At 60.8% G+C, this 20,955-nt stretch carries 22 protein-coding genes and 1 tRNA gene; 11 read left to right on the top strand and 12 right to left on the bottom strand.

Annotated features, from left to right (window positions below; all coding sequences use genetic code 11):
* The first annotated feature begins 37 nt into the window (after nucleotides 1–37).
* Nucleotides 38–898: a MurR/RpiR family transcriptional regulator gene (locus BLP10_RS07990; RefSeq protein ID WP_091133130.1), complete on the top strand. Its 861-nt coding sequence runs from the start codon at nucleotides 38–40 to the stop codon at nucleotides 896–898.
* Nucleotides 899–1,012: 114 nt separating this feature from the next.
* Here the strand turns inward: BLP10_RS07990 and iolG are convergent, their stop codons facing one another.
* Nucleotides 1,013–2,002, bottom strand: a complete 990-nt coding sequence (gene iolG, locus BLP10_RS07985; protein ID WP_091133128.1) for an inositol 2-dehydrogenase — start codon at nucleotides 2,000–2,002, stop codon at nucleotides 1,013–1,015.
* A 145-nt stretch (nucleotides 2,003–2,147) separates the two neighbouring features.
* Here iolG and BLP10_RS07980 point away from each other — a divergent pair, with 145 nt between their 5' ends.
* From BLP10_RS07980 to iolB, 4 genes are all read left to right on the top strand, one after another.
* Nucleotides 2,148–4,061, top strand: coding sequence for a bifunctional 5-dehydro-2-deoxygluconokinase/5-dehydro-2-deoxyphosphogluconate aldolase (locus BLP10_RS07980; RefSeq protein WP_091133125.1), 1,914 nt, complete (start codon nucleotides 2,148–2,150; stop codon nucleotides 4,059–4,061).
* A 102-nt stretch (nucleotides 4,062–4,163) separates the two neighbouring features.
* A complete protein-coding gene (iolD, locus tag BLP10_RS07975; protein WP_091133123.1) occupies nucleotides 4,164–6,011 on the top strand; it encodes a 3D-(3,5/4)-trihydroxycyclohexane-1,2-dione acylhydrolase (decyclizing) in 1,848 nt (615 codons plus the stop codon).
* A gap of 23 nt (nucleotides 6,012–6,034) precedes the next feature.
* Nucleotides 6,035–6,919: a myo-inosose-2 dehydratase gene (gene iolE, locus BLP10_RS07970; protein WP_091133121.1), complete on the top strand. Its 885-nt coding sequence runs from the start codon at nucleotides 6,035–6,037 to the stop codon at nucleotides 6,917–6,919.
* A 12-nt stretch (nucleotides 6,920–6,931) separates the two neighbouring features.
* Nucleotides 6,932–7,735 (top strand): 5-deoxy-glucuronate isomerase, encoded by an 804-nt coding sequence (gene iolB, locus BLP10_RS07965; RefSeq protein ID WP_091133120.1) that lies wholly within the window; start codon nucleotides 6,932–6,934, stop codon nucleotides 7,733–7,735.
* A gap of 8 nt (nucleotides 7,736–7,743) precedes the next feature.
* Here iolB and BLP10_RS07960 read toward each other — a convergent pair whose 3' ends face one another.
* The 6 genes from BLP10_RS07960 to BLP10_RS07935 form a co-directional block, all read right to left on the bottom strand.
* On the bottom strand, nucleotides 7,744–8,154 hold the full coding sequence (locus BLP10_RS07960) for a PilZ domain-containing protein (protein WP_091133117.1): 411 nt from the start codon (nucleotides 8,152–8,154) through the stop codon (nucleotides 7,744–7,746).
* A gap of 340 nt (nucleotides 8,155–8,494) precedes the next feature.
* Nucleotides 8,495–8,571: transfer RNA gene (locus BLP10_RS07955), tRNA-Arg, on the bottom strand.
* A gap of 177 nt (nucleotides 8,572–8,748) precedes the next feature.
* Nucleotides 8,749–9,093 (bottom strand): hypothetical protein, encoded by a 345-nt coding sequence (locus tag BLP10_RS23370; RefSeq protein ID WP_091133115.1) that lies wholly within the window; start codon nucleotides 9,091–9,093, stop codon nucleotides 8,749–8,751.
* 178 nt (nucleotides 9,094–9,271) lie between these two features.
* Nucleotides 9,272–10,018 carry a pseudouridine synthase gene (locus tag BLP10_RS07945; RefSeq protein WP_091133113.1) on the bottom strand — a complete coding sequence of 249 codons (747 nt, stop codon included), beginning with the start codon at nucleotides 10,016–10,018 and terminating at the stop codon, nucleotides 9,272–9,274.
* Nucleotides 10,015–10,905, bottom strand: coding sequence for a class I SAM-dependent methyltransferase (locus tag BLP10_RS07940; protein ID WP_244510458.1), 891 nt, complete (start codon nucleotides 10,903–10,905; stop codon nucleotides 10,015–10,017). Before BLP10_RS07940 ends, BLP10_RS07945 begins: the two co-directional genes overlap by 4 nt.
* A 92-nt stretch (nucleotides 10,906–10,997) precedes the next feature.
* Nucleotides 10,998–11,321 (bottom strand): hypothetical protein, encoded by a 324-nt coding sequence (locus tag BLP10_RS07935; protein ID WP_091133109.1) that lies wholly within the window; start codon nucleotides 11,319–11,321, stop codon nucleotides 10,998–11,000.
* 191 nt (nucleotides 11,322–11,512) lie between these two features.
* On the opposite strand from BLP10_RS07935, the gene BLP10_RS07930 reads away from it, so the two are divergent.
* Complete coding sequence (locus BLP10_RS07930) at nucleotides 11,513–11,797, top strand: hypothetical protein (protein WP_091133107.1); 285 nt, start codon at nucleotides 11,513–11,515, stop codon at nucleotides 11,795–11,797.
* Nucleotides 11,798–11,800: 3 nt separating this feature from the next.
* Here BLP10_RS07930 and BLP10_RS07925 read toward each other — a convergent pair whose 3' ends face one another.
* Nucleotides 11,801–12,748: a DMT family transporter gene (locus tag BLP10_RS07925; RefSeq protein ID WP_244510443.1), complete on the bottom strand. Its 948-nt coding sequence runs from the start codon at nucleotides 12,746–12,748 to the stop codon at nucleotides 11,801–11,803.
* Nucleotides 12,749–13,165: 417 nt separating this feature from the next.
* On the opposite strand from BLP10_RS07925, the gene BLP10_RS07920 reads away from it, so the two are divergent.
* From BLP10_RS07920 to BLP10_RS07910, 3 genes are all read left to right on the top strand, one after another.
* Nucleotides 13,166–13,483: a septal ring lytic transglycosylase RlpA family protein gene (locus BLP10_RS07920; RefSeq protein WP_091133522.1), complete on the top strand. Its 318-nt coding sequence runs from the start codon at nucleotides 13,166–13,168 to the stop codon at nucleotides 13,481–13,483.
* A 99-nt stretch (nucleotides 13,484–13,582) separates the two neighbouring features.
* Nucleotides 13,583–14,305 (top strand): hypothetical protein, encoded by a 723-nt coding sequence (locus tag BLP10_RS07915; RefSeq protein ID WP_091133105.1) that lies wholly within the window; start codon nucleotides 13,583–13,585, stop codon nucleotides 14,303–14,305.
* On the top strand, nucleotides 14,298–15,461 hold the full coding sequence (locus BLP10_RS07910; RefSeq protein WP_091133103.1) for a thermonuclease family protein: 1,164 nt from the start codon (nucleotides 14,298–14,300) through the stop codon (nucleotides 15,459–15,461). The genes BLP10_RS07915 and BLP10_RS07910 overlap by 8 nt, the downstream gene beginning before the upstream one ends.
* A gap of 55 nt (nucleotides 15,462–15,516) precedes the next feature.
* On the opposite strand, the gene minE is transcribed toward BLP10_RS07910, so the two are convergent.
* From minE to minC, 3 genes are read right to left on the bottom strand one after another with little or no spacing between them, the layout of a single operon-like run.
* Nucleotides 15,517–15,777, bottom strand: a complete 261-nt coding sequence (minE, locus tag BLP10_RS07905; RefSeq protein WP_091133100.1) for a cell division topological specificity factor MinE — start codon at nucleotides 15,775–15,777, stop codon at nucleotides 15,517–15,519.
* On the bottom strand, nucleotides 15,774–16,589 hold the full coding sequence (gene minD / locus BLP10_RS07900) for a septum site-determining protein MinD (RefSeq protein ID WP_091133097.1): 816 nt from the start codon (nucleotides 16,587–16,589) through the stop codon (nucleotides 15,774–15,776). Before minD ends, minE begins: the two co-directional genes overlap by 4 nt.
* Nucleotides 16,590–16,608: 19 nt before the next feature.
* Nucleotides 16,609–17,337 carry a septum site-determining protein MinC gene (gene minC, locus BLP10_RS07895; RefSeq protein ID WP_425286941.1) on the bottom strand — a complete coding sequence of 243 codons (729 nt, stop codon included), beginning with the start codon at nucleotides 17,335–17,337 and terminating at the stop codon, nucleotides 16,609–16,611.
* Between the two features lie 443 nt (nucleotides 17,338–17,780).
* Here minC and BLP10_RS07890 point away from each other — a divergent pair, with 443 nt between their 5' ends.
* Together BLP10_RS07890 and BLP10_RS07885 are read left to right on the top strand one after the other, a co-directional pair.
* The gene (locus BLP10_RS07890; protein WP_175493823.1) at nucleotides 17,781–18,893 is read left to right on the top strand and encodes a TAXI family TRAP transporter solute-binding subunit; all 1,113 of its coding nucleotides are present in this window, start codon (nucleotides 17,781–17,783) and stop codon (nucleotides 18,891–18,893) included.
* A gap of 73 nt (nucleotides 18,894–18,966) precedes the next feature.
* Nucleotides 18,967–20,484 carry a hypothetical protein gene (locus tag BLP10_RS07885; protein WP_091133089.1) on the top strand — a complete coding sequence of 506 codons (1,518 nt, stop codon included), beginning with the start codon at nucleotides 18,967–18,969 and terminating at the stop codon, nucleotides 20,482–20,484.
* Nucleotides 20,485–20,523: 39 nt separating this feature from the next.
* Here BLP10_RS07885 and BLP10_RS07880 read toward each other — a convergent pair whose 3' ends face one another.
* Nucleotides 20,524–20,781: a hypothetical protein gene (locus BLP10_RS07880; protein WP_091133085.1), complete on the bottom strand. Its 258-nt coding sequence runs from the start codon at nucleotides 20,779–20,781 to the stop codon at nucleotides 20,524–20,526.
* Nucleotides 20,782–20,955: the final 174 nt, after the last annotated feature.

The raw sequence follows: 20,955 nt of genomic DNA, 5'->3' as shown, positions 1-20,955 counted from the left end.
AGTGTCAAGGTCCGTCCTCAACCTCAAGGTAGAGCGCATGGAGACCGAGAGAAGCATTGATGTGACAGAAGCTGCCGGAGAAGTACCAGGCGATTACGAGACCTTGAGGGCATTGCTGCTCAGCCGCCATGAGACGATGCCGAAAAGGCTCAAGCAACTGGCCGCCTTCGCCATGGAGCATCCCGAGGAGGTGGCTTTCGGCACGGTCGCAGGCATCGCCGAACATGCCGGCGTGCAGCCTTCCACCCTTGTGCGCTTCGCCAAGAGCCTCGGCTATGACGGTTTCTCTCACCTGCAGCAGATCTTCCGCGATCGCCTGCGCGAGCGTTTTCCCGATTATCGCGAACGGCTGAAGAGCCTGCGCGACCTGGAGGGCGACCATGTTCATGCGGTCTCCCTGCTGGACGGCTTCACCAATGCGGCGGCGATTTCCCTTGAGAAGATGCGCGAGTCGGTGCGGCCGGAAGAGCTTTCCCGGGCCATCGAAACTCTCGCGAAGGCGGATACGATTTATCTTCTCGGGGCGCGCCGGGTGTTCCCCATTGCCGCCTATTGTGCCTATGCCTTCGGCAAGCTCGGGATCCGCGCGATCCTGATCGATCACGTGGCTCAGCTCGGCCCCGAGCAACTGGCCACCGCCACGCAGCGCGACGCGGTTCTCGCCATAAGCTTCACCCCTTATGCGCCAATCACCGCCGACCTCGCGGCATCGGCGGCGCGCAGCAACATTCCCGTGGTGGCGATCACCGATTCCGCCTTCAGTCCGCTGGTCACGAGCGCGGACGTGTGGCTCGAAGTGGCGGAGGCGGATTTCGGCGCGTTCCGTTCATTGTCGGCGTCCTTCGCGCTGGCGATGGCATTAGCCGTAGGAACAGCGGAGAAGCGGGCGGAAGGCTGACAAACCCGTCATCCCGGACGGCATTCGCCGATCCGGGATCGTTATCAGGATGAGGCGCTCTTTTCGTTGAACGATCCCGGGTTCTGCTCCGCAGCCCCGGGACGACGCATATGCTTAAATCTTCACCGGCTTTCCGGTCTGTGCCGATTCCGTCGCCGCGTCCGCCAGACGCTGCGCCATCAGGCCGTCGCGTCCGGTCGGGTTGCATGGCTTGCCGTCACGGATCGCATTGAGGAACGTGGTGAGTTCATCGCGATAAGCATCCGCGTAGCGCTCCAGGAAGAAGTCCTGCACCGGATCGGCGGTGACGCCGGAAGCATTGGCCACTTCCACCGTGGTGCGGTGGATATTGCCGGCGCGGATCATGCCCTTCGAGCCGTGCACCTCGATGCGCTGGTCATAGCCGTAAGTGGCGCGGCGGGAGCAGGAGATCTGCACGATCTTGCCTTTCGCGGTCTTCAAGAGCACCGCAGCCGTGTCCACGTCGCCCGCTTCACCGATGGCCGGATCGACCAGCGAGGAACCCACCGCATGCACCTCCACCGGCTCGTCGCCGAGCAGCAGGAAGCGCGCCATGTCGAGATCGTGGATCATCATGTCCCGGAACAGGCCGCCCGAGGTCTTGATGTAGCTTACCGGCGGCGGGCCGGGATCGCGGGAGAGGATCGTCACCAGCTCCACATCGCCCACCTCGCCTTCCGCAAGACGCTTGCGCAGGCTGGCGAAATTCGGATCGAAGCGGCGGTTGAAGCCGATCATCAGCGGCGTACCGGCCTTCTCGACAACGCCAAGGCAGCTCACGATGCGCTCGCTCGAGAGATCGACCGGCTTTTCGCAAAACACGGCCTTCCCAGCCTTCGCACCGCGCTCGATGAGATCGGCATGCGTGGTGGTCGGCGTGCAGATGAGGATGGCGTCCACATCGGAACGCTCGACGATTTCCTCCAGCGAGGAAACCTCGGCCCCGGTCGCCACGGCCAATTCCTGTGCGGAGGGAGCATGCAGATCGGCGACCGCCACAAGGCGGGCGTCGGGATGATTGGCGGCGTTGCGCCCATGAATGCGGCCGATGCGGCCGGCGCCCAGAACGGCGATCCTGATCATGTTCCCCCCGGTGTTGTTTGCCGGCTACCGGCAAGTTTGGAATTGATATTCCAGGATAAGATGCTAATAGAATAAACGTTCTATAACTGCAAGGGCCAGAACGGGCCCGAGACGGTCGGTCAAGACCGGCAGCGGGAGGAATAGCATGAAGCCAGCCTTGGATGTGATCACCATTGGCCGCGCCTCAGTTGATCTCTACGGCCAACAGGTGGGTGGGCGGCTGGAGGATATGGCCTCCTTCTCGAAAGCTGTTGGCGGCTGCCCGGCGAACATCGCCATAGGCACTTCACGGCTTGGCCTGAAATCCGGCCTTATCACCCGCGTCGGCGACGAGGCCATGGGCCGCTTCATCTGCGAGCAGATGGCGCGCGAAGGAGTGTCCACGGAAGGCATCGTCACCGACAAGCAACGCCTGACTGCTCTGGTCATCCTGGGCGTGCGGGATGAAGATTCGTTTCCGCTCATCTTCTACCGCGACAACTGCGCCGACATGGCGCTGACCGAGGATGACATCGACGAGAGCTTCGTCGCATCGGCTGCGGCTATCGTCGTCACCGGCACGCATTTCTCACGCGAAAGCACTGCTGCCGCGCAGAGGAAGGCGATCCGTATCGCCAAAGAGCACGGACGCAAGGTGGTGTTCGACGTGGATTATCGCCCCAATCTCTGGGGCCTCCTCGGCCATGGCGCCGGTGAGTCGCGCTACGTGCGCTCCGACGCTGTGACCGAGCATCTGAAACCCATTCTCGCCGATTGCGATCTCATCGTCGGCACGGAAGAAGAGCTACATATCGCGGGCGGTTCCGAAGACACCCTCCAAGCGATCCGAAACATCCGCTCGATCTCGAAAGCCACCATCGTGTGTAAGCGCGGCCCCATGGGCTGTGTAGTATTCCCAGCGGACATTCCGGCTTCCCTCGATGACGGCGTCAAAGGCCCTGGCTTCCCGGTCGAGGTCTACAACGTGCTCGGCGCGGGCGATGCCTTCCTCTCAGGATTCCTGCGCGGATGGCTACGTGACGAAAAGCTGGAAACCTGCTGCGCCTATGCCAATGCGAGCGGCGCTTTTGCCGTCTCTCGTTTGCTGTGCTCACCCGAGATTCCGACATTCCCCGAGCTTCAGCATTTCCTGAAAGAGGGCAGCCGCCACAAGGCCCTGCGCTTCGACGAAGACATCAATCATATCCATTGGTCCACGACACGCCGCCCCGCCTCCGGCACACTCATGGCGCTTGCGATCGACCACCGCATGCAGCTGGAAGCGATGGCGAAGGAAGTCGGCGCTTCCATCGCCCGCATTCCGGATTTCAAGGTGTTGGCTGTGCAGGCTGCAGCGCGCGTAGCCGATGGACGCGAAGGCTTCGGCATGCTGATCGACGGCACCTATGGCCGTGAAGCTCTGTTCCGCGCCGCCGATCATCCGTTCTGGATCGGCCGTCCCGTTGAACTGCCGGGCTCGCGCCCACTCGATTTCGAGGGCGGCGGAAGCATCGGTGCGAAGCTGGTGGAATGGCCGGTGAGTCATACCATCAAGTGCCTGTGCTTCTACCATCCCGACGATCCGCCGGAACTGAAGGCGCGCCAGGAGCGTGAGTTGCTGCGCATTCACGACGCAGCCCGCCGCATTGGCCGTGAGCTTCTTGTCGAGATCATTGCCGGCAAGCACGGTGCGCTGAAGACCGACACGGTCGCCAGCATCGTGCAGCATCTCTACGATCTCGGCATCAAGCCCGACTGGTGGAAACTCGAGCCGCAGCAGGACAAGGCTGCTTGGCATGCCATCGGCGAGGTGATCACGAAGAACGATCCTTATTGCCGTGGCATCGTGCTGCTTGGTCTCGAGGCGCCGGAGGCGGAGCTTGAGGCTGCTTTCGCTGCTGCGGCCAGCGAGCCGCAGGTGAAGGGCTTCGCGGTAGGTCGGACGATCTTCAACGATGCCGCGCGGCGCTGGTTGAAAGGCGAGATCTCGGACGAAGCCGCCATTGCCGACATGGCAGGCCGCTTCCAGCGCCTCGTCGATTGCTGGCAGCGCGTGTCCGGCCAGGCCAAAGCTGCCTAAGACGAAGGGCGAAGCCTCTCATCGGCCTCACCCTCTTTTCATGACCGATAAAACCTGAGAACGCTGCCGACATTTCTTCGGCGCATTTTGAGAGAAACGACCATGAGCACGATCCGCCTCACCATGGCGCAAGCCATCGCCCGGTTCCTCACCGCGCAGAAGACGGAGATCGACGGACAGGTGGTTCCGCTCTTCGGCGGCGTCTGGGCCATCTTCGGCCACGGCAACGTGGCGGGCATGGGCGAAGCGCTTCACGGCGTGCGTGATCAGCTGCCGACTTTCCGCGCCCATAACGAGCAGGGCATGGCTCATGCGGCAATCGCCTTTGCGAAGGCTTCACGCCGACGCCGCATGATGGCCTGCACCACCTCCATCGGTCCCGGCGCAACCAACATGGTGACAGCCGCCGCCGTTGCGCATGTCAACCGCATTCCGGTGCTGCTTCTGCCCGGCGATGTGTTCGCCAACCGCAGGCCCGATCCGGTGCTGCAGCAGATCGAGAATTTTTCCGACGGCACGGTGTCTGCGAACGACTGCTTCAAGCCCGTCTCCCGTTATTTCGACCGCATCTCGCGCCCTGAGCAGATCATTCCCGCTCTCCAGCGCGCCATGGCTGTTCTCACCGATCCTGCCGATTGCGGCCCGGTGACGCTCGCGCTCTGCCAGGACACGCAGGCCGAGGCTTACGATTATCCTGAGAGCTTCTTCGCCGAGAAAATCTGGACGCCGCGCCGTATCCGCCCTGACGAGATGGAGCTCGCCGAGGCTGCCGATCTGATCCGCAATGCCAAGAAGCCTTTCATCGTAGCGGGCGGTGGCGTGCTCTATTCGGGCGCTGAAAAGGTGCTCGCGGATTTTGCGCAGAAGCATGGTCTCTTCGTCGGAGAGACGCAGGCCGGCAAGTCGAGCCTGCCTCATGATCATCAGGCCAATCTCGGCGCTGTCGGCGTGACCGGCACGGGCGCCTCAAACGCTCTTGCCGAAGACGCGGATGTGGTGATCGCAGTCGGCACGCGCCTTCAGGATTTCACCACAGGCTCCTGGGCGCTGTTCAAGAATCCAGGTCGCCGCATTGTCAGCCTCAACGTGCAGGCATTCGACTCCACCAAGCACAATGCGCTGCCGCTCGTGTCCGATGCACGCGTAGGCATTGAAGAGCTGAGCCGCGCGCTCGGCAGCTGGAAGGCCCCCGAGGCTTGGGTCTCCAAGGGTCGCGAGGAGAAGACGCGCTGGTTCGACTCCTCTGCCCGCTTTACCGATCCGACAAACGCAGAATTGCCTTCCGATGCGCAGGTGATCGGCGCGGTACAGCGGACATCTTCGCCCACCGATGTCGTGGTCTGCGCGGCAGGCGGATTGCCGGGCGAACTGCACAAACACTGGAAGGCGAGCGCCGCGCTCGGCTACCATATGGAATACGGCTATTCCTGCATGGGCTACGAGATCGCGGGCGGGCTCGGCGTGAAGATGGCCGATCCGAACCGTGAGGTAATCGTGATGGTAGGCGACGGATCCTACCTCATGATGAACTCGGAGCTCGCCACCTCCATCATGCTCGGCCAGAAGCTCACCGTCGTGCTGCTCGACAACCGGGGTTATGGCTGCATCAACCGCCTGCAGCGCGCCACGGGCGGCGAGAGCTTCAACAACCTGTTGCAGCACACGAACCACGTGACGCTGCCGGATATCGACTTCGCAGCGCATGCCGCCAGCCTCGGCGCTCTCTCGCTGAAGGTGAAAAGCATCGCGGAGTTGGAGGGCGCGCTGAAGAAGGCGCGCGATGCAGAGCGCAGCACCGTCATCGTCATCGATACCGATCCGCTGATCTCCACCGATGAGGGCGGCCATTGGTGGGATGTGGCCGTGCCGGAAGTCTCCGTTCGTGAGCAGGTGAACACAGCTCGCAAGAATTACGAAACAGCCCTCGCCGCGCAGCGCGTTGGCGATTGATTGCAAGAGAAGGAATAAGACGCATGACGATCCGCATCGGGGCGAACCCCATCGGCTGGTCCAACGATGACATGCCGGAACTCGGCGGTGAAACACCGCTTGAGGTGTGCCTCGCGGAAGCCCGGGAAGCCGGCTTCGAAGGCATGGAGCTCGGCAACAAGTTTCCGCGCGAGCCGGAGGCTCTGAAGAAGGCGCTCGCGCCCTTCAACATGGCCTGCGTGTCCGGCTGGTATTCCGCAGAGCTTCTCCAGCGCGACGCCGACGCGGAGATGAAGGCGCTGCGCCCGCATCTCGACCTTCTCAAGGCCATGGGCTCGAACGTGCTCGTCTTCGCAGAGACCTCGAATGCGATCCATGGCGACCGCTCGAAGCCTCTCTCACAGCGTCCGATGATGAAGGACGGCGATTGGGCCGAGTTCGGCCATCGCATCACGCAAGTGGCCGAGCGCACACTGCAGGAAGGCGTGCGTGTGGTGTATCATCACCACATGGGCACCATCGTGGAATCGGAGGCCGATATCGACGCCTTCATGCGCTCCACCGGCGATGCGGTTCATCTGTTGCTCGATACCGGTCATGCGACCTGGGGCGGCGCGGATCCGGCAGCGCTTGCCCGCCGCTACCGCAGCCGTATCAGCCACGTGCACACCAAGGACGTGCGCAAGGCCGTGATGGAGAAGTCGAAGGCTGAGGGCTGGAGCTTCCTCGATTCGGTCATCGAAGGCGTTTACACAGTTCCTGGCGACGGCATGGTGGATTTCGTCTCCGTATTCAAGGAACTGCCCGGCTATAGCGGCTGGGTGGTGATCGAGGCGGAGCAGGACCCGAAGAAGGCTCATCCGCTCACCTATGCCAAGATGGGCTATGCCAATCTCACCCGCTTCCTCAAGGAAGCTGGCCTGCGATAAGGATCACACGCGATGTCAAAGCTTCTCGTCAAACCGTCGCAACCCGACTCAAACGGGCGCATCCACGCGATCACGCCGGAATCCGCCGGCTGGACCTATGTAGGTTTCGAGGTCTACCAGCTTAAAGCCGGTCAGAGCCTATCGCAGGAGACGGGTGACCGGGAGGCTTGCATCGTGATGCTCTCCGGCAAGGCGCATGTGAGTGCATCGGGCAAGGATTTCGGCACGATCGGCGGGCGCTCCTCTCCCTTCGAGGCCGATCCCTGGTCGCTCTATGCGCCTGCCCAATCCGAATGGTCGCTGAAGGCTGAAACGGATTGCGAAATCGCCGTCTGCACCGCACCCGCCGAAGGCAAGCTGCCGGCGCGGGTGATCGGTCCCGATCAGGTCGGGCAGGAAACCCGCGGCAAAGGCACGAACACGCGCCATGTGCGCAACATCTTGCCCGAAACGGAGCCGGCGGAGAGCCTGCTTGTGGTGGAAGTGATCACGCCCTCCGGCCATTGGTCGAGCTATCCGCCCCACAAGCACGACCGGGATATGCTGCCGAACGAGTCGCTTCTGGAAGAGACCTATTACCACCGTCTCAATCCGCCGACAGGTTTCGCGCTGCAGCGGGTTTATACGGACGACCGTTCCCTCGACGAGACGCTGGCCGCCAGCAACGGGGATGTGGTTCTGGTGCCCAAGGGATATCATCCCGTCGGCGCACCGCATGGTTACGAGCTGTATTATCTGAACGTGATGGCAGGCCCAAAGCGGATCTGGAAATTCCACAACGATCCGGACCACGAATGGATGCTGAAGACGGCGTGACGCCGTCTTTACTTGCCGATTCCCAGCTTGAGCTGAATCACGTCGACGGAGACGCCGAGAAGTTGCGCGATGCGCAGGCGTGTCTCGTCCAGGATTTCCGGCACGCTTGCGGCTTCACTGCCGGATGCGGGAAGTTTGGCTCCGCTTTCCGCAACAGAAGCCTCGTCCAGAAACATGACGCCGTGATGCTGCCCGTCGTACCACATGATTTGGGCGTGCCGGATGAGCTTCTTCTTCGGTATCTGCAGCTCGAATTCCCGAGGGACCTTCACCGGCTGGGAAAACACCAGACAGGCCCCGGTTTCCGAGAGGTCCCTCACGATGCATTCCATTCGGGACAGGCGATTGTTGTAGACAATCTGCCCTTCAAGAAGAGTGCGCGAGCGCGGAGTGGCGCGACGCTGCTCAGCCGGATTCATGAATCCCCCATCACCTCGCCCTGCCACGTTGCGGCATTAGACAGGGCAATCCCCTCGGCTTCTTTATGCCTGACCCGTTTATAGAGCCAGGCCTCAGGTGCCTTCGCAATGCAAAGGCACCTGCGAGCCGACGATCATTAGTAATATAGTAGCGATCTCTTTGACAACCTAGCGTGGCATTATTCCAAAGCGATCTTGCAAAATCGCCATTACCAATAGGAAACATAACCCGCAAGGGTTGAGAAGCCCGCCTTCCAATGATGCTTATAACGCTTGAAGCAGCGAGGCAGGACACCTCACCCACCGGCAGAGGCAGCCTCGGACATGCATGTTTAGGGAATGGCGCACCCGACACGATTCGAACGTGTGACCTTTGCCTTCGGAGGGCAACGCTCTATCCAGCTGAGCTACGGGTGCTTGGGGCCTTGGGCCTGCTCTCTTCCCTACCTGATCAGGGGCCTCAAGACAACCTCTGACGAAGAGATGGCTGCCTGAGGCTCCTGCGGCAAAGGTCACACGTTCGCATCGTGTGGGGGCACGCCGCAGGACTGCTACTGCATTGGTGGCTCGGAGAGCTCAGATTTAAGATTGAGCTTAACTGCCCCAGCCACTGTCCTTGTGTGAGTGGCCCCAATAGCATTGAGTCTCGCCCCTCTTGCGCAGGCACCAGTATGTTGTTCCATCATGCTGAACCTGCTCCATGAAGAAGACTTCTGTTCCCTTCTCCCAGGCCACACATTCCCCAGTCACAAGCATCATCCTCATGAACGCCTCAGATGTAGCTTTCTCCTGCTTGCTGATCATGTTCATGGTTCTGTAATTGCGTAGATCCTTGCAGCCAGCCCGAGCTGCCGGAAGTCTTGTCGCCTCCAAGAGAGTAGCGCTCATCGCTGTAGTTGTGGTTGCATACAACCCAGCTGCGATCAGAATCCATTTCAAGTCAGCTCTCCTAGTCAACTTATGAATATTACGAACTAATTGCTTTTGGGGCGCTGCTTCAGCCTATTCGGCAAAACCAACTGCCCCGGATGTTCTATTTATCCCTTGATGTGAATCTGAACCTCGATCGATGGCCTCAAGACAACCTCTGACGATAGGAAGCTGCCAGTTGCCCGGTTCAAACGCCTTTGACCGGAGGCAGGATCAAAGCGAGGTCGGCTTCCGTGAGGAGCCTGTATCGGCCGGGCTCCAGGTCGCCTAAGGCCAACTCGCCGATCCGGTCGCGATGCAGGGCGTTCACGTGGTTGCCTACGGCGGCGAACATGCGGCGAACCTGGTGATAGCGCCCCTCGGTAAGCGTGAGATAGGCGCTTGTCTCGGACAGGGTCTCCATCCTTGCGGGCAGAAGCGGCTTGTCCTCTCCCTCCAACATAAGAGTTCCGGCTGCGAAAATTTCTGCCTCGTCGCCACGCAAGGGGCGGTCGAGGGTCACATGGTAACGCTTGGGAATATGCGCGCGGGGCGAGATGACCCGATGCAACAGGGCACCATCATCGGTCATGAGCAGGAGCCCGGAGGTTTCCTTGTCGAGGCGCCCGATGGTGGAAATCGCGGGATCACGGTGGCGCCAGCGCTCCGGCAAAAGCCCATAAACCAGGGGACCGGCTTCCTTATGCGAGCACGTCACCCCGAGAGGCTTGTGCAGCATCAGAGCGAGGCCCGGCGGCGGATCGAGCGGCTTGCCGCGGATGAGCATGCGCTCCGAGAGATCGCGGGTGACAGCAATGCGATCATCCGCATCTTCGATGGTTTCGCCGTCGAGGGTGACGAGGCCCGCATGAACCAGCTGCTGCACCTCGCGGCGCGAACCATAGCCCATATTGGCGAGCAGCCGGTCGAGGCGGAATGTGGGCGTCTTGCTCATTTCTGGGCCTCATAGATTTTATATCCGGCGGCCTCCACCTTCGGCGTGACACGCTTGAAGAGAGGCTTCAGCACGCCCTCGTAAGGCAAATGCCGGTTGGCGACGAGCCAGAGCACGCCGCCCAGGCGGAGAGCCTCAGCTGCCTTGCGAATGAAGCTCTGCCCCAGACTCTGATCCTCCGCCCCACCGTCGTGGAATGGCGGGTTCATCACCACGAAGTCGAGGCCGCTCAAGCGTAAGCCGGAACGCACATCCGTCCAGTGGATCTCCGCACGCTGATCCTCGATGTTGCGCGCCGCCATCTCGGTGGCGCGTCGGTCGATGTCGAGCAAAGCAAGATGGGTGACGCCAGGACCTTTCAGGATGGCACGTGCCAGGATTCCGATACCGCAGCCGAAATCGGCGCCCTTGCCACTCAGTGCGGGCAGGTTCTGCTCGAGAAGCGCACTGCCTGGATCGAGGCGGTTCCAGCTGAACACGCCGGGCTGCGTCCATAACCCCAAGGACTCATCGTAGCGCGGCGCACCCTCCGTGATAGCTTCCTCGATGCCTGTGAGCTGCGCCGGTCTCTCACAGGTGCAGATGCGATAGTGGCGACGAGAGGTTTCGCTGAGGTCGCAGCCAAAGCCCTTCAGTTCCTTGGCGAGCCGAGAGCCGCCCCTGTCCTTGGGCGCAAGAATGGTGAGCCTGCCGCCGGGCGCAAGCGCCTTCAGCGCCAGCGCGGTGGTATAGCGCCGCTCCACCGTGCCGGGCGGAGCAAGCAGCACCATCTCCGTCAGGGAGCCCCCCGCCTGATCCTCCAACTTTCCGGAGCCGGGGATCAAAGGAGAGAATTGTCTGCTGCCTGTGGGCGCCTCGGCCAGTTCAACTGGAGGCACTCCATAGATTCCGGTCGATGAGATGTCTTGCAAAGCTGCTCGGTCCACGCTGAACGAGCCGTGTTCTTATTATGTTGAGCCCCGGAAGGTAAGCCTGAAGGTTATTGGCAGATGATCCTGGCGTCGGGGCACGTGGCGACATAGGCCGGCGTCGGGCAGTAAGTCTGCCGGAACCTCTCCGTGATGGTGCAGGTCACATGAATTCTGTAGCCGCGCTGCGGCACCACGCCGATCGGCTCGTGTAGGACGGAATAGCCGAGGTCCTGGTCCGCCAGACGGGCAATGGCCCGCTCAGGCACGATGGGCGTCATGCGGGTGACGCGCGTGGTCCGGGTCACGCTGAGGCGCCCCATATCCGCTGCATAAGCCGCCTCCTGAGCCAGAAGGCCTGCCACGAGCGCGACACCCATCATCTGAAGCTTCATCTCGGAATCCTTCGTTCTTACGGCCAACCGCAAAGCCTGCAAAAGAATAAATGCCGGAAGAGGCTTTAGGATCCAGATCGATCTTGTCCGCTCTTTCCACAGGCGGGGCCCGGACCGCCGGGCTTTAAACAACCGGTAGGATGTTCTGGGCGATAACGCCTGACGAAACGTCGTGAAGTGAACGGGACCACATGCATCACATCCATCTTGCCGAGGGGTTGCGGCTTCGTTTTCCAGCACGCAGCGTCGATTTCGACCAGGGCGTCGAGGTTGGCGTTCTGGCCGCGCTCATGAGCCAGGACGTCTCGGAATTCAGCCGCCGCATCTCGAAGGCCAATCTGGGCCAGGTGCGCGCCGTGGCGGAGCAGTTCGGCTACCGTCTGGTCGAGGGCGAAGCCGCCGAGGATTGCGTCGAACTCACTTTCTACAGCCGCGCCGCGCGCCCGCGCCTGCGCGTCGTGCACTCGGGAGCCTGAATCTCAGGCTCCCCCTCTCTGCCGCATCCGCAGGCGCTCCCGATAAGCGGTATAGAGCCCGCTCGCTGCGATGATGCAGGCACCGACAACGGTCCACCCATCGGGAAGCGAACCGAAGACCAGATAACCGAGTATTCCCGCCCAGATCAGCTGCACGTAGGAAAACGGTGCGATCACGGATGCATTGCCGTGACGGTAGGCTAACACCACGAACCATTGCCCGATGGTGAAGACCAGGCCCATGGCCAAGCCGAACCCGATCTCGCTAAGCTGCGGCATCACCCAGTTGAAGGGCAGCAGCACGGTCAGGGCAACACAACCCACAACGGCGGAATAGACGAGCGTCGTCAGGTGGTGATCGACTCCGCTCATCTTGCGGGTCACCACGGCGCCTGCGGCCCAACTCGTGGCGCCGAGAAGCGGCAGGAGCGCCGTGGACTGGAAAGCGCTGGTCCCGGGGCGGATGACGACGAGCACGCCGATGAGGCCGACCCCTGCTGCGATCCAGCGCCTCCACCCAACCGATTCCCCAAGGAAAAGGATGGACAGCGCCATGATAAGGATCGGCGAAATGAAGTAGATCGCCGTCGACTCGGCTACCGGCAGATAGCGCAGACCTTGGGTAAACAGCAGCGTCGAGCCGACCATGCCGAAGCTTCTCAGGACCTGAAGCCCTGGACGCTTCGTGCGGAACAGTGCCCTGCCGCCAGCCATGAAGACGATCGGAGCGACGATGCACGAAAACGTCGCATAGCGGATCCAGGCGATCTCCACCACAGGCAGCGTCGCCGTGAGATGCTTTGTAATGATGTCGGTCAACGAGAAGAAAACCGTCGACGCAATCAGGAACAAAATGCCCAGTACAGGAGATGCGGCGGCCGGAGCGTAGGAACTCTGGTCGGCATTCCTCGACTGCGAGTCGCCTCTGGCTGCTTTTGAAGCAATGGTCATGCACATCCCAAAAATGAGGCCCGCAGGCAGGTGCTGCGGGCCTGGAGGCAATCATTAGGCCACTAAAGGTTCGTTTCGGTGGAATGTGAAGTGCAAAGACCACACCACCACCATGCTTCCGATGAATGGATCGACACCTTTGGTTCCAGGGGCTTCTATCTTGCCGCACCGCCGGCCCGACACAGAGGCTATATTCGGCTGACCGTTACAACGTTAAAAGCTAAAATGAACGCTCGTTCAGTAATATGGGATTAAGTCAGGCAATAATAATAACAACAGAGGTCTCATTGTTGCCTCATTAGCCTCCATTTTGCGCACCCTTCGATAACAAAACGGGAATGCATTGTGGATCAACGTAAAGCAACGCTCAAAGTCGCTACACTTTTTCTGTCGGCCATCGCCATTCTTCCAGCCTCCATGGCGCAGGCTCAGCCGAAAGAAACCTCCGGAAAAGTCATCCAGAATGGCCGCGCTTCATGGTACGGCCCAGGTTTTCACGGACGGAAGACGGCAAGCGGCGAGCGCTTCAATACGAATGAACTCACGGCAGCCCATCGCACCCTGCCCTTCGGCACCAAGGTGCGTGTCGTGAACAAGAAGACTGGTAAATCGGTGGTCGTGCGCATCAACGACCGTGGCCCCTATGCGCATGGCCGCGTGATCGATCTCTCCCGCGCCTCGGCCCAGGCCATCGGCATCACGGGCGTCGGCTCCGTCACCGTTGCGGAGCTTTGATCGAATCTTCTCCTGACAAAGCGTTTGATGGAACTTGGAACGGTCCAGCCCGCTTTTCCCCGGTCACCTTTTTGAAACAGAAGGCTGTTCGGAAAATTCATGCAGGCAGTCCGATTGCTGACATCGACACTTTCCATTGTCGCACTCCTGTGCGCGGGCGGCTCCATGGCCTTGGCTCAAGAAGCAAGGCCATGGGTCGATCCGCCCCCGGACAATGGCGTCGCGGGGCAACCTGCGCCGCCGGCACACCCTTCTCAACCCCTCACGGCTCCCCCTGCTCCGCCTGCCCCTGAGGCGCAGCAATCTGCACGACCGTCCGCGGAGAAAGCGCAGCCTGAGCCGACCACAAAGGCAGCAGAACCGAAGCAGCAGGACAAACGTCGCACGTCGCGCGCAGACGTCGCCAAGAGCTTCGCCATCGACTATTTGGCCTCGTGGTCCTCGCGCAACGACGTGGCGCTCGACGCTACGGCAGAGCTTTATGCCCCGCGCGTTCTGTTCCATGGCCGCACCGTGAGCCTGGAACGGCTTTACAAGGAAAAACAGCGATTCACCCGGCGCTGGCCCGAGCGCGAGTATCGCCCACGCGAAGACAGTATAGGCACCGAGTGCAATCCTGCTGGCACGGTCTGCACGGTACACGCCGTCTTCGATTACACAGCAACCAATCCGAAGCGCCGCCGCCTCTCTCAAGGGTCGGGCGCGCTACAGCTTATCGTGGAATTCATTGGCGAGAAGCCGATCATCGTCGCTGAGCACAGCACCCTGCTTCAGCAGACGCGCAAACGCACTCTTGCTTTGGAGGGAACGTCGAATGAGTGATGTGATCTCTCGTCATGAGGCATCCGGAGACCTCGGCAACACTCCCATCGGCCATGCTGTCCAGCTGAGGGAGCAGATGCGCGCGCTCATTCATGCCGAGATCGAGAAGCTTAATCCGACAGATGACGCGCGACGGGCTTTGGAACTCATCATCGAGTCGTCCCTGCGCCCATCCCGCGTCGATGGCGAGCTGAAACTCACCGTCATCGATGCCAATGGCCAGCCGCGGATGAAGGAGGAGAATGGACAAGCCGTTCCGTTCACCTTGCAGGATCTGCTTGTCGAATTGCGCAGCATTCACCCGTTTCTTTTCAAGCCTCATCCCACACCGCGACCGGCTGTCGCGGAAACGAGTCCGGCTCCCGCCCAGGCAAAGCAGGGGCCGAAACGGGATTGGCTGAGCCTGGATTCCAGCAATCCGGAATCGGACCGCAAGAGCGAGCCCTCACTCGGCACTCATGCGCTCGCTCATTGGCGGAAGGGAAAGGTTCGGTTTCACAGCTGGACCCAAGGCATATCCGGCACGCTGAGGATGCCGCAGGCCCTAAAGCACACGGATGCAATGGCAGGTGTCCGGAACACCATCGCGGATTCCAAGGAGCGCGCACAGGCGTTCTTCGACAATATTCAGGAAAAGCCTGTGTCGCGCCGCCCCGGCTTTGCTTTGGGTATCGTGGCCGCGTTCCTGCTGTTGCTGGGTGCAGGCGCGTTCTTGTTTCTTGGCTCCGACGATACCACGCAAGCCAGCATCGATGGCCCCTCGGAAACCGGAGCTCTTGCCTCCGGAGATGTTGCGAATGCGCAAGCGCCCGCGGTCCGCACGACACGTGGGCAAACCTTGCGCGGCGTGCCAGACGTGATCGACACTGCCACACTATCCCTGAACGGCGAGGTGGTTCGTCTTTTCGGTGTGGAATGGGCGCCAGGTGCGGGCAAACCGGAGGACCTGACGGCTTACCTGCAAGGTCGCGAGGTTAGCTGTGAGCCCACAGGAGGCACAGAGACCTATCGCTGCCGCGTGGGGGAGCAGGATCTGTCGCGCGTCATTCTGTTCAACGGCGGCGGACAGCCCACTGCGGAGGCGACGCCGGAATTGAAGGCTGCGGCGAACCACGCACGCGAGGCAAAGCTCGGCGTGTGGAACAAGCAGCCCTAAACGAGAACGGCCCCTGCAACACAGGGGCCGTCCGAATGCTTTCTTGCGGAGCCGATCAGCGAGCGCCGACGGGAGCCGGGATCTCGACTTCGATCTCGAGGGTGGAGATGTCCGCATCGCGGTTCATCTTCACCTGAACGTTGTCATGCTCGACCATCACATGGCGGCGGACGACGGCGAGGATTTCCTCACGCAGTTTCGCTACCAGATCGGGCTGTCCGCCTACGATGCCGCGTTCATGGGCGAGCAGGATCTGCAGACGCTCGCGCGCTACAGGCGCCGAGCTGCGGCGGTTGAAGAAACTTAGCAGGCTCATGCGGCCCTCCGTCCGAACAACTTGCCGAACAGACCCTTCTTGTCGCTCGGAATCGTCATTTCGAGTGTCTCGCCCTTGAGGCGACGTGCGGCATCGAAATAGGCGCGGCCCGGTGCGCTCGACGGATTGTTGAGGGTCACCGGAGAACCCATGTTCGAAGCCTTCAGCACCTCTTCGCTCTCGGGGATGATGCCGATGAGCGGGATGGATAGGATCTCCAGCACGTCCTCGACCTTCAGCATCTCGCCGCGCTCGGCGCGGACGGGATCGTAGCGGGTGAGCAGCAGGTGCTTCTCGATGCGGTCTCCGTTTTCGGCTTTCTCGGTCTTGGAATCGAGGAGGCCGATGATGCGGTCGGAGTCACGAACCGAGGACACTTCCGGATTGGTGACGACGACGGCCACATCCGCATGGCGCATGGCCATGGTCGCGCCGCGCTCGATACCAGCCGGGCTGTCGCAGACGATCCAGTCGAACTTCTCGCGAAGCTCATTGAGAACGCGGGCTACGCCCTCTTCCGTCAATGCGTCCTTGTCGCGGGTCTGCGAGGCGGGAAGCAGCGAGAGGTTCTCGAGGCGCTTGTCGCGGATAAGAGCCTGGGAGAGCTTGGCGTCGCCTTGAACCACGTTGATGAGATCAAACACCACGCGGCGCTCAGCGCCCATGACGAGATCGAGATTGCGCAGGCCGACATCGAAGTCGATGACGACGACCTTGTCGCCGCCATGCGCCAGCGCTGCGCCCAGAGCTGCCGAAGACGTTGTCTTGCCAACGCCACCTTTGCCGGATGTTACGACCAAGACTTTGGCCATTGGTGTCTCTCTTTCTCTATCAATCCAGGGTTTTCAGGATGATCGAATCGCCATCCAGATTCACCTGGATGGGTTGACCGTGGAACTTTGAACCGAGATCGTCGGCGGTCTTGTAGAGACCGTCGATAGCGATCAACTCCGCCTCGAACTTTCTGCAGAAGATGCGCGCGCGGCCGTTACCCGTGCAGCCGGCGATCGCGCGGCCGCGCAGCGCGCCGTAAACATGGATGGATCCGCCAGCCACGATCTCCGCGCCGGAAGCGACGGAGCCGAGAACCGTCACGTCGCCTTCGGGATGCAGGATCGACTGACCAGAGCGCACGGAGCCCTCGATCATCAGCGTCTTGTCGGCGGAAGGATCCTGACTGAACGCGGAGACGGCGGCGACCGCCGCGTTGGCGGCGTCGGCTGCATCCGGCACGTCGATCTCGCCCGCAGGCTTGCCGCCCGTAATCTGCGGCGGCATGTCGGGCTCGACATTCTCAGGAGCCGCGCCTTCGAGGCCGATGATGCGGATATTGCGCATCTTGAAGGCGGCCAGAAGAAACTTCAGCTCGGATTTGGATGGCTTGAGGTTGGAGACATCGGCAATGATCGGCCGGCCGGTGAAAAATCCGGGCGAACGCTCCGATACGGCGTCGAGATCCTCGAGCCAGTCCCTCAGGGGCACTTCAGGCGCGAGGACCAGGGCCATGAAGGACCTGCCACGGAAGCGAAGAGCGGGACGGGGGCGAACGGCGATGGTCACGGGAGTTCAAATTCCTTTAATACCCCCCGATTTCGAACGCTTATGGTTAATGGACGGTTAAGGAGCACCCAAATTCCCTAACAATTTTTCAGGATTTGCCTGGGAGATGCTGGTTTCCCAAGAGGACATCACCCCAACCGCCATGAGAAATTCGACCCGCAGAAGGAAAATAAAGATAAAATATATTACTTTAGGATTATACCCTAGCACTTCTTGAGTATTAATCCGAATTCAAAACCAGATTGACCCGACTCCTGATGGGCATAGCATGAGTGTTCTTTCGTTTCGCTCATCGAATTCATAATGAATATTTTCATATATCGCATTCGCAAGGCAAACGATTGAAACGACAAGCGGCCAAAAGGTCAGTCCAGGGAGGACGCAGTATGGCGGGTCGAGTTCACGTTTTTTCCTCAGCAGGTTTTTCCCCATTTCGACAGGCTATGCGCGCGGCCGTCGTTGCAGCGGGCCTTCTTTCCGGCATCGTCTGCGCCTCGGCTCAGACCCTGCCTAGCCCAGGCGTCAGCGCATCACGCGCCAACAAAGGCACTCTCGGGGTGGTCTCGGGTGGGGCCGACGGAACCTATATCCGCATCGCCGCCGATCTCGCCAACGTGCTCGACAACGACGACCTGCGCATCCTGCCGATGATCGGACGGGGCTCGCTTCAGAACCTCAAGGACATCATGTTCCTCCGCGGCGTGGACATCGGCATCGTGCAGATGGACGCCCGCGAGCAGTTGCAGGCGGAAAACCTCCAGGATGATGCGGTCCGGCGTCTGCGCTTCATCGCACGCCTCTACAACGAAGAGGTCCACATCATCGCGAACCGCGAGATTACGGATATCCGGCAGCTCGAGGGCAAGAAGGTCAATATCGACAAGGTCGGCAGTGGAACGAACCTGACTGCGCGCCTCATCTTCGACAAGCTCGGGATCAAACCCGAACTGACGACCTTCGATCAGGCTTCGTCCTACGCGAAACTCAAGTCAGGCGAGATCCAAGCCGCTCTTTATGTCGCCGGGCGTCCCGTCAGAGCCATCGCGGAGTTCCAGACCGATGGAAACTTCCATTTGCTCTCGATTCCGTTCGAGGGCGAGATCGCCGAGTCCTATTTCCCGGCACGCTTCGAGAACAAGGATTATCCTCAGCTCGTTGCAGCCGACAAACCCGTAGAGACCCTGGCCGTCGGCAGCCTGCTCGCGGTATATAACTGGCCCGAGAACTCCGACCGGTACAACCGCGTGAAGCGCTTCGTCGACGCATTCTTCTCGCGCTTCGACGAATTCCTGCAGCCTGGCCGTCACCCGAAATGGAAAGAGGTCAACCTCGCAGCCGACATTCCCGGCTGGGAGCGCATCAGAGCTGCGCAGGATTGGCTGGATCGCGCGGCAGCGGCCAGCAAGCCCTCGGCCGAGGTGCAGAGCTTCGAGAACTTCATGCAAAGCAGAGGCATCGTGGTGTCTCCTGAACAGCGCGAGGCTCTCTTCCGGGATTTCCTCGCCTGGCAGAACGATCGCCAGCGAGCCCCGCGCAGAGCCGCCCGGCAGGACTAGAAGAACCACAACAACAGGACCGAAGCCGAAGGCTCGACATCGAGTCTTCGGCCTCCATCCGAGGAGGTCCGACATGAACAAGCGGGATCATCTCAAACTTTCGCATCCCACCACAGAATTCCTAGCGATCGCCCTGATCAGTCTTTCTCTCATGGGCCCTGCCCTCGCCCAGAGCCCCCCTACAGACCTTCCTGATGCATCGGCAATAGATGCCGCGCCGATCACGAAAGGAGGCGGCAGCGATCTGTCGGACATGCTTCCTTTCCTTATCACGTCCCCGGATCGGGAGCGTCTTGCGGCCGACCTTCTCTCTGCTTTGGAACAGGGTGATCTGAAACAGGCGGAAAGCAACCTCAACTCAGCGATTGAGGCAGGAACGCTCGCCATTGCCCTTATCGACCGCATTCGCGATCCGGAGCTGCGTCCTACTCTGAAAAGCCTTGGCCTTCGAGTGTCCGAGCAGCCCCGCGCGTCGGCTTCAGCCTGCGACATGCCTGTTCAACCCATTGCGGCCAACCTGGCCGCAATGCAGGAGGCTCTCGACCGAGAACAATCCCACAACACCACGATCTCGCGCGAGCTGGCCGATCTTACAGGACAGCACAAGGTTCTCACCGAACGTCTGAAAGCGGAATCATCCAATTCCATACTCAAAATATCGGAGCTGCAGCGTGTCCTGCAGCAGGAGAAACAACAGCGTGAGGCGATTGCGCAGAATTTCGCCAGCCTGGAGGCCGATTACCGCGCGCTCAAGGACACAGGAGAGATGAACAGCGCGAAAACAGCGCGGGACATCGCTCAGTTGGAGACATTGCTGCAGAATGAGCGGGAACGCAGCGCCGGCATCGAGCGTGAACTCACCCGTGCGCGGGAGGATGTGCGTAGCCTGAAAGCCCTCAAGGCTCAGGAGACACAATCCGCTGCTTACATCGCCGAGTTGGAAGATGCGCTGGCCCAGGCTCAAACGAGAGGTGACGACTTCGCGCAGAAGCTCGCCGACGCCAAACAGTCGCTGCATTCACTCCAACAAACTCAAGAGCGGAATGCATTGCCTGCAATGCCCGCGCCTACACCGGTCAAGGCCGAGGGATTCCCGGCTCTCTCGTCAACAGACGCAAGCGTCGGTTCCATAAAGGTCGAGCCGGCAGCGGAAACCGTTGCTCCCGTCCCACCTGAGAAAGAGCCGGCTCAGGTTTTGATCGTGCAATTGTCAGAAACGGCTCGTCCTCTCTCGGCAGCCCGCATTGCGCCCGTTGATCCGCCCGCAGCCATGAAACCTGTGCCTATGCCTGAACTCAAAGCCGACACGCCTGCGCAGGAAACCAGAACGGACGATCGACTCACGGTCCGCGCGGACGAACTCTTCCGAAGCGGCGATGTGAGTGGAGCGCGCCTTCTCCTAGAGCGCTCCTTGAAGGACGGTAATGCACGGGCCGCCTTTCTGCTCGCCGAGACGTTCGATCCCCATGTTCTGACGAAACTCGGCGTGCGCGGCATCCGCGGCGACGCCGCCAAGGCGCGGGAATATTACGGACAAGCCCAGTCACTGGGCATGACCCAGGCCTCCGAGCGAATGGAGGCATTGAAATAAGATTTCGAGAAAATTACTGAGGTAGGGTTGGGGAGGCCTCTAGAAGGGCACCCACTCACCATTCTCGGTCAAGGTTTCGACGGCGCGCTCGAGAGAGGTTCCGGCGTCAAGAAGATGCTGGGCCGTCTGCTGGATCTGCATGGAGGGGCCAGGCAGCGCGGCCACATGCTCGGTCATCTCCCTCACCCGCTCGATCAGATCGATGAGATCCGCGGCCAAAGCCGCCCGCTCTTCCACCTCCGACAGGGTGGTCTTGGCCTGTTTCAGGCGCGGGGCGAGAGGGATGATGTTCGACATGTGTTCTAACATCCGTCTTCGCGGCCTCAAGGGCAATGGACGCCCAAGGCACGATCCACAGAAAACCACGGGTTTTTAGAGGCAAATTTTCCCTTCTTCCCTCCCAGAGCCCTCTATACGTTCGCCCTATGGGCTTCCCGGGCCTCCGATGCTATCCCCTCCCCAACCCTTCTT

This window comes from Microvirga guangxiensis (assembly GCF_900102135.1).
Lineage (GTDB): Bacteria > Pseudomonadota > Alphaproteobacteria > Rhizobiales > Beijerinckiaceae > Microvirga > Microvirga guangxiensis.
Note: the sequence above shows the minus strand (reverse complement) of the source record. Positions and strands in the feature narration are given on the sequence as shown.

Bases quoted from the DNA above. Each gene is read 5' to 3' on its own strand.
- BLP10_RS07990 (WP_091133130.1), top strand. From the start codon at position 38: ATGGAGACCGAGAGAAGCATTGATGTGACAGAAGCTGCCGGAGAAGTA.
- iolG (WP_091133128.1), bottom strand. From the start codon at position 2,002: ATGATCAGGATCGCCGTTCTGGGCGCCGGCCGCATCGGCCGCATTCAT.
- BLP10_RS07980 (WP_091133125.1), top strand. From the start codon at position 2,148: ATGAAGCCAGCCTTGGATGTGATCACCATTGGCCGCGCCTCAGTTGAT.
- iolD (WP_091133123.1), top strand. From the start codon at position 4,164: ATGAGCACGATCCGCCTCACCATGGCGCAAGCCATCGCCCGGTTCCTC.
- iolE (WP_091133121.1), top strand. From the start codon at position 6,035: ATGACGATCCGCATCGGGGCGAACCCCATCGGCTGGTCCAACGATGAC.
- iolB (WP_091133120.1), top strand. From the start codon at position 6,932: ATGTCAAAGCTTCTCGTCAAACCGTCGCAACCCGACTCAAACGGGCGC.
- BLP10_RS07960 (WP_091133117.1), bottom strand. From the start codon at position 8,154: ATGAATCCGGCTGAGCAGCGTCGCGCCACTCCGCGCTCGCGCACTCTT.
- BLP10_RS07945 (WP_091133113.1), bottom strand. From the start codon at position 10,018: ATGAGCAAGACGCCCACATTCCGCCTCGACCGGCTGCTCGCCAATATG.
- BLP10_RS07935 (WP_091133109.1), bottom strand. From the start codon at position 11,321: ATGAAGCTTCAGATGATGGGTGTCGCGCTCGTGGCAGGCCTTCTGGCT.
- BLP10_RS07930 (WP_091133107.1), top strand. From the start codon at position 11,513: ATGCATCACATCCATCTTGCCGAGGGGTTGCGGCTTCGTTTTCCAGCA.
- BLP10_RS07925 (WP_244510443.1), bottom strand. From the start codon at position 12,748: ATGACCATTGCTTCAAAAGCAGCCAGAGGCGACTCGCAGTCGAGGAAT.
- BLP10_RS07920 (WP_091133522.1), top strand. From the start codon at position 13,166: ATGGCGCAGGCTCAGCCGAAAGAAACCTCCGGAAAAGTCATCCAGAAT.
- BLP10_RS07915 (WP_091133105.1), top strand. From the start codon at position 13,583: ATGCAGGCAGTCCGATTGCTGACATCGACACTTTCCATTGTCGCACTC.
- BLP10_RS07910 (WP_091133103.1), top strand. From the start codon at position 14,298: ATGAGTGATGTGATCTCTCGTCATGAGGCATCCGGAGACCTCGGCAAC.
- minE (WP_091133100.1), bottom strand. From the start codon at position 15,777: ATGAGCCTGCTAAGTTTCTTCAACCGCCGCAGCTCGGCGCCTGTAGCG.
- minD (WP_091133097.1), bottom strand. From the start codon at position 16,589: ATGGCCAAAGTCTTGGTCGTAACATCCGGCAAAGGTGGCGTTGGCAAG.
- BLP10_RS07890 (WP_175493823.1), top strand. From the start codon at position 17,781: ATGCGCGCGGCCGTCGTTGCAGCGGGCCTTCTTTCCGGCATCGTCTGC.
- BLP10_RS07885 (WP_091133089.1), top strand. From the start codon at position 18,967: ATGAACAAGCGGGATCATCTCAAACTTTCGCATCCCACCACAGAATTC.
- BLP10_RS07880 (WP_091133085.1), bottom strand. From the start codon at position 20,781: ATGTCGAACATCATCCCTCTCGCCCCGCGCCTGAAACAGGCCAAGACC.